Source organism: Micromonospora endophytica, from assembly GCF_003236305.1.
GTDB lineage: Bacteria > Actinomycetota > Actinomycetes > Mycobacteriales > Micromonosporaceae > Micromonospora > Micromonospora endophytica.
Genome location: NZ_POTX01000042.1, coordinates 21,744 through 32,617 on the forward strand (window position 1 = coordinate 21,744; position 10,874 = coordinate 32,617).

10 protein-coding genes, 2 tRNA genes and 1 pseudogene are annotated in these 10,874 nt (G+C 71.0%); 3 read left to right on the forward strand and 10 right to left on the reverse strand.

Features of this window, described 5'->3' with window-relative positions; genetic code table 11:
- Nucleotides 1-39 precede the first annotated feature (39 nt).
- The 6 genes from C1I93_RS09215 to C1I93_RS09240 all read right to left on the reverse strand — a co-directional run bounded on the left by C1I93_RS09215 (nt 40) and on the right by C1I93_RS09240 (nt 3,911).
- Nucleotides 40-654 carry a hypothetical protein gene (locus C1I93_RS09215; protein WP_119663875.1) on the reverse strand — a complete coding sequence of 205 codons (615 nt, stop codon included), beginning with the start codon at nt 652-654 and terminating at the stop codon, nt 40-42.
- 62 nt (nt 655-716) lie between these two features.
- A complete protein-coding gene (locus C1I93_RS09220) occupies nt 717-1,013 on the reverse strand; it encodes an Acb2/Tad1 domain-containing protein (RefSeq protein WP_111242819.1) in 297 nt (98 codons plus the stop codon).
- A 99-nt stretch (nt 1,014-1,112) separates the two neighbouring features.
- Nucleotides 1,113-2,054, reverse strand: coding sequence for a ParB N-terminal domain-containing protein (locus C1I93_RS09225; RefSeq protein WP_212808343.1), 942 nt, complete (start codon nt 2,052-2,054; stop codon nt 1,113-1,115).
- A complete protein-coding gene (locus C1I93_RS09230; protein WP_111242820.1) occupies nt 2,051-2,461 on the reverse strand; it encodes a DUF6085 family protein in 411 nt (136 codons plus the stop codon). The genes C1I93_RS09225 and C1I93_RS09230 overlap by 4 nt, the downstream gene beginning before the upstream one ends.
- Nucleotides 2,458-3,801: a putative antirestriction adenine methyltransferase gene (locus tag C1I93_RS09235; protein WP_111242821.1), complete on the reverse strand. Its 1,344-nt coding sequence runs from the start codon at nt 3,799-3,801 to the stop codon at nt 2,458-2,460. The genes C1I93_RS09230 and C1I93_RS09235 overlap by 4 nt, the downstream gene beginning before the upstream one ends.
- A 38-nt stretch (nt 3,802-3,839) precedes the next feature.
- A tRNA-Gly gene (locus C1I93_RS09240) sits at nt 3,840-3,911 on the reverse strand.
- 176 nt (nt 3,912-4,087) lie between these two features.
- On the opposite strand from C1I93_RS09240, the gene C1I93_RS09245 reads away from it, so the two are divergent.
- Entirely contained in the window at nt 4,088-4,270 is a 183-nt protein-coding gene (locus C1I93_RS09245) for a helix-turn-helix domain-containing protein (RefSeq protein ID WP_169596521.1), read from the forward strand.
- 437 nt (nt 4,271-4,707) lie between these two features.
- On the forward strand, nt 4,708-5,418 hold the full coding sequence (locus tag C1I93_RS09255) for a hypothetical protein (RefSeq protein WP_146603471.1): 711 nt from the start codon (nt 4,708-4,710) through the stop codon (nt 5,416-5,418).
- A 276-nt stretch (nt 5,419-5,694) separates the two neighbouring features.
- Here C1I93_RS09255 and C1I93_RS09260 read toward each other — a convergent pair whose 3' ends face one another.
- The 3 genes from C1I93_RS09260 to C1I93_RS09270 form a co-directional block, all read right to left on the reverse strand.
- Nucleotides 5,695-6,687, reverse strand: coding sequence for a putative endonuclease domain-containing protein (locus C1I93_RS09260; RefSeq protein ID WP_111242824.1), 993 nt, complete (start codon nt 6,685-6,687; stop codon nt 5,695-5,697).
- Nucleotides 6,688-6,917: 230 nt separating this feature from the next.
- Nucleotides 6,918-8,216 (reverse strand): tyrosine-type recombinase/integrase, encoded by a 1,299-nt coding sequence (locus C1I93_RS09265; RefSeq protein ID WP_111242825.1) that lies wholly within the window; start codon nt 8,214-8,216, stop codon nt 6,918-6,920.
- A gap of 256 nt (nt 8,217-8,472) precedes the next feature.
- Nucleotides 8,473-8,556 (reverse strand) — tRNA-Leu (locus tag C1I93_RS09270).
- Nucleotides 8,557-8,755: 199 nt separating this feature from the next.
- On the opposite strand from C1I93_RS09270, the pseudogene C1I93_RS33230 reads away from it, so the two are divergent.
- Nucleotides 8,756-9,253, forward strand: a pseudogene (locus tag C1I93_RS33230) (tetratricopeptide repeat protein); the annotation flags it as partial.
- 1,418 nt (nt 9,254-10,671) lie between these two features.
- Here C1I93_RS33230 and C1I93_RS32335 read toward each other — a convergent pair.
- A partial coding sequence (locus C1I93_RS32335; RefSeq protein WP_181445079.1) for a hypothetical protein occupies nt 10,672-10,874 on the reverse strand: 203 nt, incomplete at its 5' end.

The window sequence follows — 10,874 nt, forward strand, 5'->3', positions numbered from 1 at the left end:
CGGGGCACCTGCAGCTCGACCACGAACCGCACGTAGCCGTCACTCCTCCGATGCCGCTGCACCCGCGCTCTCCTCCTGCTCGTCGTCGCCGGCCGGGTCACCGGAGCCGGAGGTCGGGCTGCCCTGGCCGGCGCGGGCCGCCGCCTCGGCCATCAGCGCGCGGAAGAAGTCGCCGCGCTGCGCTGCGCTCATCTGCTCGACCTCGGCACGGATCGGGCCGCCGTCCGGACCGGTGTGCGAGGTCGTCGAGTCGGGCAGGCCCAGGGCCAGCCGCTCGACCCGGGTCGCGACCTCCAGCCATCGGGCGATGTCGCCGGGGCTGAGCTTTGACGCGTCGATGGTCTGCAACCGGGCCACGATCTTGGCCTGCAACGCGCTGGAGATCCGGGCGTGCCGCTTCGCCATGTCGCGTCGCTGCTCGGCCAGGCCCTCGACGTACAGCCGGTCCTCTTCGCGGTCCCACGCCTGCGCCCGCTGCACCCACTTCCACGCGGTGGCGAGCTTGTGGAGGTAATCCCGGCTCTTGTTGACCTCGGTGGCGACCTTGGCGACGGTGCGGGTGCGGCCGAGGTCGCGGTACAGCACGAAGTAGCCGTACGCCTTCTCGGGTTCGCGGTCCTGCCGGTCCCAGGGCAGGATCTCCGGTTCGCTCAAGGTCACCTCCTTGTGGTGCCCGGGGGCCCGGCTGGCGGGGAAGTGCCGGCCGGGCCACCCGGTCAGTGGCCCGGCTTGCGGCTGTTGACCATTGGCGGGCGGGCGATCGCCGCGTTGCCGTACACCAGGGCGTCGTCCAGGGAGGTCAGGACCATCGACGTTTCGCGGCAGGGCGGGAGGCTGCGCATCGCCTCGGCCATGGTCACCTTGATGGCGGCACGCCAGCGGCCGTGTGCTTGGGCGGCGGCGAGGTCCTGCGGCGGGTGGTGGTCGCAGCGTCGGTTCAGCTCGTAGCGCTGTCGCTCGTCGAGGCCGGCGTACGGGTCGTCGTTGGCGGGGCTGGTCGGTTCGGGTGCCATGCGGGTCCTTTCGGGTGGGCGGCCACGGTGCTCGACTGTGGCCGAGTGGCTCGGGCCGGTCGGCGGGCTGCCGGCCGGCCCGCTGGGCTGCACCTGCCGTCAGCCGGCGAGGTAGTCGGCGGCCAGGAGCTCCAGGGCGCGCCACCGCTGGTCGGCGGGGATCTCGCCGGACGCGACGAGCTTGTTGACGGCGCGGGTCAGCACGGTGGCGGCGTCGGCGGGCATCGAGCGGGTCTCGATGACCGTCTCGATGGGGACGAGGCGGCTGGCCGCGCCGAGGGGCTCCTCGGTGTCGGGGTCGAACCACACGCCGTCGCGTAGCTCGCCGAGGTGCCGCTCGAACACCGCCAGGATCAGGCCGAGGGCGGTGGCCACGTTGCCGACGTTGTGGGCGCCGTGGGCGGTCGCGAGGGCGTCCAGCGTGGTTTCGTAGTTGCCGTACCCGGCGAGCCAGCGGGCGTCCGCTTGGACGAGCTTGCGGGCCTCGTCGAGGGAGGTGCGGGCGGCTTCCAGCTCGTGCGGCAGGAACACCAGCTGGACGGTGGCGAAGTCCAGGTTCGCCTCGGACAGGCCCTCCAGGTCGACTTGGGCGAGCAGGTCGAGCTGCTTGTCGTCCAGGCCCGAGTAGGCCCGCCAGTCCACGTCGTCCAGCTCCTCGTACAGCTGTTTCAGCGTGGCGGGGTCGTCTTCGCCCTCGATGGCGTTGTGAGACAGCTGCAACGCGACCTGTCGGGCGCGGGTGAGCGGCTGGTCGACCACGATGACGTCGACCAGATCCAGGCCGGCGTCGCGGGCCGCCATGATGCGGTGGTTGCCGGACAGCACCACCATCCGGCCGCCCGGCTCGTCGTTCCACACCAAGGGCGTGCTGGTCAGGGCTCCGTCGCGGCGAACGTTGGCGACCAGGCGGTCGTACGTCTCCTTTCGCATGTACCGGGCGTTGACCTCCAGCAGGGTGAGGGCGGCCGGGTCGACGCGGGCGGGCCGCAGGTTCAGCGGGCCGTCGTCGGTGGCCGCCGGCTGCTCGCCGACGCCGCTCACCGGGCCGCTCCGATCACGAACCGGCCGTTGTCGGCGCCGCACTCGAAGACACCCAGCATGGCGGGCGGGGCGGTGAGGGCGTGCGTGGCCGCCTGGTTCACCTCGCAGGTGAACAGCGTCGGCCGGCACGACAGCGGGTGCTGGATCGTCCAGCCGTCCTCCCGCAGCTGGATCAGGTGCGCCGTCTCCTCGTCGACGGGCATCAGCCGGCCGGCGTCGGCGAGGGCCGCCAGGGCGGCGGTCATCTCGGCCCGGTAGGGCACGTCGGCAACCATCCGCTCGGCGTACGCGTCGGCGCGGATGGTGTCGGCCGGGTACGACCGCAGGTAGGCCGTTCGGGCGGCTGCCCGGATCGCCAGGTCGACGTCGGCGGCCGCCACCTGGCCGCCGCGGTGGTCGTCGGTCATCGCATGTCCTTCCCGTGGCGGCGCTTCCACTCCGCCAGCGCCTCTCGAAGCGTCCAGTCGCCCAGCGGGCCGCCGTACTGGAGCTGGTACCGGTGGATGCCGTCGGCAGCCGGCTCGCTGCGCTTCTGCAACTTCACGCCGGGGATGCCCCGGCCGTACTTCGCCGAGTTCGGCCGGTCCGTGAACGCCGTGGTCGACCACGAGGTGAGCCGCTTCGACAGGGACCGCTGCAACAGCAGCTGTGTTTCGCGGCTGGCAGCCGCCATCACGATCAGCTTCGCCAGCCGCCGGTACCGGGTCCACGACACCGGGAAGTCCGACATCAGGTACGCGGTGGCCGGGTCGAACTTCGGCGGCAGATAGGCGAACGCGCCGATCAGCTTCCCGTCGACGCTGACGCCGCAGGCCAGCAGCGGCGAGCCGGGCAGGATCGTCTTGCTCATGAACTGCGACCGGATGGCGGCGAACTGGCCGCCGGTCAGGACGTGGATGGCCATGCGGTCGCCGAGCTGCTCGGCGGGGCCGATCTTCGGCGCGAAGATCGGCGTGACGTCCTGGGCGGGGGCGACGACCCGCCGCGCGCCCGACGAGGCGTACACGTAGATCGGCATGCCGCGGTTCGAGGTCTGCACGACGCCACGCAGCCAGGGCCGCAGCTCGTCGCGGGCGATGTGCAGTCCGAGGATCCAATGGGGGCGGTCGAGGACCGCGCCGATGATCTGTTCCTTGCCGTCCTCGTCGAGCATGTCGTAGCTCGGTGCCGGCCAGTCGAAGAACTCATCGATGCCGGCGAACTGTGCCTCGTAGTCGCCCGCGTAGAACGGCGGGAACATCGCCACCGGCGCGTCGGCCGGCACCACCGTCTCCAGGTACTCGCGGACGTCTCCGCAGTAGTAGGAGGCGAGGCGCAGCGTCAGCGCGTTCAGCTTCGCTACCGTCTTGGCGTGCATCGTCGGGAACTGGCCGACCGTGGCGCGGACCATCCGCTCGTAGTAGACGCCCGGTCGGCCGACGTACTGGAGGAACCGGGTGCCGAGCATCAGCGACGCGAGCGTGTCGGTCGGCGTGGCCAGGTACGGCTCCAGCCAGCCGAGCAGGTCGCGGTGCTCGTCCTTGAGCCGGTAGTCCAGATCGCGGCCGGCGAGCCACCAGCCGAGGGCGCTCGAGTACGCCTGGACGTCGTTGCCGTGGATGGCCCGGCGCTCGCCCGGCCGGGAGTGCAGCGTTCGTTCGATCGTGAAGTTCCCCGAGCAGCCGACGTACAGGTCGGTGTCGGGCCACGACTCGGCGTGCTCATAGATGATCGAGCGCAGGTCGGCCGGGATGCTGCCGTGGAACACGCGCCTCTCACCACCTTCCCCTGTGGCCGGGCGTCGAGAGCGCCGGCCAGGACTCGAACCTGGGCCTCCACCGTGGAACGGCGGTGTGCCACCAACAGCACTTCCAGCGCGCGGCGCGTGCCATGCACGCGCAGTACGACATGGTAGCCGTATACCTGGCCAGCAGGCGAGAGGGCTGGACGACTCACCACCCGCTTCGTGGCCTGGCATAGCCCACCGTAGACCAATCCGGCCGCAATGATCTATTGTGGCCCGCCTGGATGCGCTGAGACGGGAGGGCAGGCAGGTGAGCCAGGACTACACCTACGCGGAGGCCGCAGCGAAGCTCCGCATCGCGGAGACCACCCTGCGGCGCTGGGTGTCGAAGGGCCGCGTGCCGTGCCAGCGTCTCGGCCGGCTGGTCCGGTTTACCGACGAGGACCTGGCCGCCGCGTACAAGAGCTGCCCGGCGCTGGCGGGGCGCCGCTGACGTAAGGGTCCCAGGAACGTGGCGTACCGCTACTGCCGGTCGGACACCGACACCTGCACAAAGCGCTCGGCCACACAGCCCCTAAGGCTTCCTAGGCAGATTTGCCACCACGCCCAAACTGTCGGCTAAGCGACATGGATGAAGCCTGTCCATTCAACCCACGCCTGCTCCACACTCGCCATTTTGTGATCTGAGCGACTTCCGGTAGGTGCTTGCACTCGAAGTGGGTCAGGTGCAGGGCTGCGGCGACGATGTCGCCGATTCGGCGTGTGCTGACGGTCGCCTGGCGTAGCGTCTTCCAGCGTCCGATCAGGACGGCGAAGCCGCGTTCTCCTTGCCAGCGCAGGCCGCGTAGCAGCAGATTGCAGGCGCGACGCTCAGCCGCCTTCCGCTACGGACTGTACGGATGTCGTACCTATGCGCCAAGATGGCTTTCCATGACCGGTGGAACATTTGAGCGTGAAAATCTGGCTCGTTACGCGCTGCGCATCGCCGATGGCGCCTCGAAACCCGTGCTGGTCGAGGAGATCTACGTCAAGTGGTTGCTGGCTACGGAGTACACCTTGTCGTTCCGAGGCACGCGGGAACGGATTGCCGGCTGGTGGCCTTCCGAGGGAAGAGCGTGGCAGCTGTTCGGCGAGGTAATCACGGAACATGTCAACAGCGGGAAGTTGGTCATGTGCACCAACACAGACCCGGCCGACAACCCTGAACACCATCTGACCCTTGGCCACAGCCGCCATTCCGAGTCCTCCCCCTTCCTCTGGGGCAGGCCCCCACTGGTGCTGCGATACGTCACAACGCCGGCCGGATCGATCGCTTGGCGCCAAACGCTCGCAGATCGACAGGAGGCCGCAGATCGCAAGGCGACTCAGGACGCTGAAGAGCAACAACGGCGTCAGGCGCACCAGTCCTTGATCGCTGAACGCGTTCATGCCGCCGTCATGGGAGGCGCCGCGACCGAGCGCGACATGGTCGGTGCCACCGGATACAGCCGGGACGAGGTACGCAACGCGATCCACGCGCTCGTGGCCTGCGGCCGACTCACCTATGGCGGACGCACCGGCTGGGGTCGCCACCATAGCTGGCAAGCAGCAGTCCAGCGGGTGTCTGATGGTGCACCCGAGACTTCGGCCGCTGACCAGTAGCCGGTCCCTAGATGAGGGCTGTCGGCGGTGCCACGACGGCCGCCGATCTGGCCACCACACGGGCCGGCTGGACGAGCGCGAGGACGCCGCGGCCGCCGAGCGAGCCGGAGCCGGGCAGCGCCCGCCGTGCCACCCTCGCGCCGCCCGGGCCCAGCCGTAGCTTCAGCTACCACAGCCGCCGGCGTGGACTGTGCCGGCATGGTGCCGCCAAGTGGAAGGCCAACTGCCCAGTCAATGCCCGCGGCTGGCCACCACCGGATGATCGGAGGACCGGGCTCAGGTGGGTGCGGGCTGATGACGTGCGGCCAGCGCGTCGAAGAACTGCTCGATGCGGCGGTCGGCGCCGTTGCTCTCCATCAGCTCGTACCCGCCGAAGCGGTAGACCTCATAACCCCGCAGCCGTAGCGCCCGGTCCTCCGTCACCATCTCGGCGTAGCGGCGCGGGTTGGCCGGCGGACGCTCGTCCGGCTTGGTCGGGTCGGGGTCGTCGGCGTAGTGCTGCACGCCGTCGCACTCGATCACCACGCGGACCCGGCCCGGGAACAGCAGGAGGAAGTCCATGCGTTGGCGGGCCAGCGGCGCGTCGCCCGAGCCGTAGCGGGACTGCGGGTACGGGTCGTAGCTCAGGTACACCTGGGGCAGCAATACCGGAATTTCGCCGCCGCCCGGGCGCGCGTAGCGCCGGGCGTACACGTTGAAGATCCGTCGTTCGGCGTCGTTGTCCAGCGAGCGGGCAAGCCGCTGCAGCAGGTGACGCCACACATCGGTTTCGGAGGCGCCAGCGAGTTGCTCCCGCTCGGCCCACCAGTCACCGAGCCGACGCAAGGTGAGCGACTCGGAGCGCCACGGCCGGTCGTAGACCAGGCAGTGTTGCTCGTTCGCCACGAGCTCGAGGTCATTGTTGATCGCGTCGCGCAGTACGACCTTGGGTTTGGGTCCGACGGTGGCGAACAGCAGGTTCTTCATCTCGCCAGCGACGCCGCCGCCGTCGGCGTGGGCTACGAGTCGGGCGAGATTGTCGGCGGTCTCGCCGCCCTTGCACTCGTCGAGCACCTGCGTGGCGATCCGGAGCAGCTCCGGCAGTCTTTTACCGGCCAGGCGGCGCACCACGTAGGCCCGTTTGCTGCGCTCCGCACGGTCGTCCTGCTCGGGGTCGGGCGGTGCGAGCCCGATACCGGTGCAGAACCGCTCGACCTCCGGCGACGACATCCCATCGCGCAGGGCGACACCGATTGCTTCCCGCAGCTTGCCCGGGGTCACCGTCTGCATTCCGAGAGCTTACGAGTCGCGACGGCCCGGCCACCCCTGGCACGGGTGGCCGGGCCGCCGATGGCCTGGCCCGATCAGAGCGCTCAGTAGCGCGCCGATGAAGTCGGCCATGGGGTGCTTCGGGGTGCCGGTCATCCAGTCAGCGTAAAGGCCTGCGAGTAGCGGAGCGGGTGACGAGCGATCGCTCGCCGCCCGCTCCGAGCCAAGTAACTCCCGACTGTTTCCCCCGCCTACGGGCGTGCGCCCGTGGGTCGCACCTGGCGCGCCGCTCGGTGAACCCGGCCGCGGTACTCGGCGGCCCGGCCGATGCTGGCGGCGCGCTGCTCCTCGCCAGCGCGGATGCCGGCCTCCAGGAAGCCGCCGACGATCCGCCGGACCGGCTCGTGGTGCGCCGTCGTGTGGTGCACGTACACGTCCATCGTCGTGGACACCTGGGCGTGCCCAGCGACGCCCTTGAGCCCCGGCAGGTCCAGGCCCTCGGTGGCGAGCAGCGTCAGCAGCGAATGCCGTAATCCGTGCATCGTCATATGTCCGCGCAGCCCGCGCTTCTCGGCCAGCGTGCGGATCTTCACCCACCGCCAGTCGTAGAAGTCCTCGTACCGCCAGTGGTTGCCCCGGGGTGCGCAGAACACGAAGTCAACTGCTTTTTCGGCGCGCTGGTTGACGACGTGCATCACCAGCGGGTGCAGCGGCACCTGCCGGTAACCGTTCCTCGTCTTCGGCTTCGGCTCGACCACCCAGCGCCGCTCGACCTTGCGGAGGACCTGCCGGATCTCGATGGTGCCGAGGTGCTTGCGGACGGCTTCCGGCGGCAGCGCCGCCACCTCACCCCACCGCAGGCCGCACGCCAGCTTCGTCAGCAGCAGGTCAGCGGCCTCCGGGTCCACTTCGTACGCCGCGGTGAGCAGGATCGACGCCTGCTCGGGTGTCTCCAGGAAGTCCCGCTCAAACTTCGGGCCGTCGGGCAGGGCCAGCCCGTCCATCGGGTTGTACGTCCGCAGCGGCGGCTCCTCGTCCTCGCCGGGCAGGCACGAGGCCCGGAAGATCGGGAACATCGACTCGCCGCGAATGTTCGCGATCGTCTTGCGCGACAGGCCGGCGGCGATGAGGCCGGTCTGCCACTCCCGCAGCATCCGCCGGGTGATGCCGGCGATCGGCAAGTCGCCCAGCGTCGGGAGGACGTGCTTCTCCAGTCGCTCCAGGTACTTCCGCTTCGTCTCGGCGCTCGGCTTCGTCAGGGTCTCCAGCCATGCCAACGCGTACTGCCGGAACGTCATCGCCTCCGGCTCGTCGATGGGTGCCGCAGCCGGGGCGGGCGCTAGGCGGCCAAAGCCGTGCTCGGCGAGCTGTTCCGGCGACGGCCGGTGGTTACCGTTGGCGTCCACGAGCGCCTTGAAGCGCTTCGCGTCGGCCTGGTAGTCGAACGTCTCGCCATTCCACTCGCCGTCGCGCCGGCCACCGTCGCGCCACTTCACCCGCCAGCGGGTGGTCTTGCCGTCCTTCGTGGTTCTCTTCTCGATTTGCGCCACCGTTCCTCCACGTGAGCAGGCGGCCTCGACCCGGCGTCGCGGGCTCTGCCGCCGACCGCACCTGTATGCGCGACAATGGGACCGTAACCGTGCTGATGCGCCGAGGCAAGATCACGCCGCATACTGGTGCGGACTGCGCGACTTACTGGCAGTGATCCCACGGTGATCCCATAGCGGCAACAGCCCAAGAAACGATCAAGGCCGCTAACCTGTTTTCTGCCAGGTCAGCGGCCTTCTGCCGTGGGTTCCAAGATTGTGTCCGAGGGGGGACTTGAACCCCCACGCCCTATACGGGCACTAGCACCTCAAGCTAGCGCGTCTGCCATTCCGCCACCCGGACTTGCTCTGTCCAGCCTACCGCGCCGGCCTAGGCGGTCTCACCACCCGCAGGCCGCCCGGTGGGCCGCACGGGGAGTTACTGTACACGTCGCGGGTGGATCATGCACATGGGCATCCGGGGGTCAGTCGGGCGGCTCGGGGGACCTGGGTGCCGGGGGCTCGGGTAGCGGTCAAGCGCCCGTACCCGGCAGCATGGCCACGTGCCCCATGCCTCTCCCCTGGCCGTCATTCAGCAGCGGGCTCTCGCGCTGCGCGGGGCGGGTAACCTCGCCGCCGCCCGTGACCTGCTGACCGACGCGTTCGAGTCCGCTCGCCCGCCGTTCGGTAAGGATCATCCTGACGTACTCAGCACCGCGCACCTGCTGGCTCGGCTGCACCGGGAGGCGGATGACCCGAGTACGGCCCGCCGGGTGTTGGAGGAGGCGTTCGCCGCCGGGGAACGCCAGTGGCCGCACTCGGATCCGTTGATGTTGGCGTTGGCCTTCGAGTTGGGGTCGGTCGCTGACGAGCTGGGTAACCGCCACGAGGCCCGCCGCAACTACACCAGGGTCGCCGCCGCCGGGCCCGCCGTGCTCGGTGTCGACCACCCGGCGGTACGCGCGGCACGGGAGTATCTCGGCGACGCCGCTCCCGCGCCGCAGCCGCCGGTCCCCCCGACCGGCCCGCCGGAGCCGGCGTCTCGGCCGCACGGGGCGCTTGTCGGGCCGACTGTGTCGCTGGCCGTGCTGTCGACGGCTTGGAAACCGCATGACGTGTCGGCGGCGACGCCCACCCGACCGGCGACGTCGCCCGCGCCCGGCCCGCCGACCGCGCCGACCGCGCCGACCGCGCCGACCGCGCCGACCGCGCCAGATCGTCCCGCCGTGCCGGCCGTGCCGCCAGCTCCCACCGTCCCGGCCCCTCCCGCTGTCCCGCAGGCCCGGACGGCGTTCCACGACCGGGCTGCGGCCGCCGACATGGCGCCCGCCCACCCGGCCGAGAGGATGCCGTCCACTCCCCCGGCACCGGTGATGCCGGGGGTCCCACCAACCTTCCACCAGGCGGTCGTGCCACCCGCCGGTCCGTACGGGCCGACGTCCGGGTCGCCCGGCGTGGCCCCGGCACCTGCCCAGCGCGCCGCTGAGGGCACCGAAGCGGTAGCGCGGCGAGCGGCGGCTACGACGGCCGGGGCGTCTGTGGTCCCTCCGGCTACCGGGGGTGAGGCGGTGCCGGGCGGCGATGGTGTCGCGCCGCCGCCCCATGCGGGGTGGGCGCGACCGACGATCCGGGTGCAGCAGATCGGCCCGCTGTTGGCGGAGGAGGCGGCGGAGGCAGCCCGCTCCGGCCGCCCTGCATCGGGACCCCCGGGGGCGGCCGGGACATCTCCGATCAGCGGAGCACCAGTCAGCGGGCCGCCCACCAGCAGTTCACCTGTCGACGGCCTCCCGGTGAGCAGCCCACCGCTGAGCGGCCTCCCCGTGAGCGGCGCCCCGGTGAGCGGCGCCCCGGTCAGCGGCCCCCCGGTGAGCGGACTCCCGATCAGCGGACCACCGGTCAGCAGTTTCCCAGTCAGCGGACCACCGGTCAGCGGCCTCCCAGTCAGCGGCCCATCGGTCAGCGGCCTCCCAGTCAGCGGCCCATCGGTCAGCGCGCCACCCATCAGTGGACCGCCCCACAGCAGGCCACCGTCGATCGACGCGCCGCACAACAGTGGACCGCTCCACGGCACTGCACCACCCCACAGCGCGCCACCCCACAGCGCGCCACCCCACAGCGCACCACCCCACAGCGCGCCGCCGCACAGCGCACCACCCCACAGCGCACCACCCCACAGCGCGCCGCCGCACAGCGCGCCGCCGCACAGCGCACCACCCCACAGCGCGCCGCCGCACAGCGCACCACCCCACAGCGCGCCGCCGAACAACACGGCGTCCATCGGCGGGCCGTGGGCTCCTGCTGTGCCGTCGTACCAGCCAGCGGGATCGGGGGTACCGGGATACGCGTCGGCGGATTTTCCGGGTGGGCGGGATGACGCGACCACTTCACTGCCGACCTGGCCGCAGCAGGATCGGCAACAGCCGGTCGGGAGCAGCCAGCAGTCGGGGGCGGCCGCGCAGGTTCCGCCCCCGCCACCGGGCTACCCGCCGGTTGCGGCCGGGGGTGGGACGCCGCAGGCGTACCACGGTGTGCCGGCTTGGGGGCAGCCGGCGCAGGCTTCGCCGACGGCCGCGGTCGCCACGCCGTACGAGGGTCCGTTGGTGCTGCCGACGCCGGAGCCGGCGCGCGGCCGGGCGGCGTTGGTGGTGGCGTTGATCTCGGTGGTGGTCGCCGTGGCGGCGG

What these genes read in the sequence shown, in the direction of transcription:
- C1I93_RS09230 (WP_111242820.1), bottom strand. Translation starts at nt 2,461, where the DNA reads ATGACCGACGACCACCGCGGCGGCCAGGTGGCGGCCGCCGACGTCGAC.
- C1I93_RS09260 (WP_111242824.1), bottom strand. Translation starts at nt 6,687, where the DNA reads ATGCAGACGGTGACCCCGGGCAAGCTGCGGGAAGCAATCGGTGTCGCC.
- C1I93_RS09255 (WP_146603471.1), top strand. Translation starts at nt 4,708, where the DNA reads ATGACCGGTGGAACATTTGAGCGTGAAAATCTGGCTCGTTACGCGCTG.
- C1I93_RS09220 (WP_111242819.1), bottom strand. Translation starts at nt 1,013, where the DNA reads ATGGCACCCGAACCGACCAGCCCCGCCAACGACGACCCGTACGCCGGC.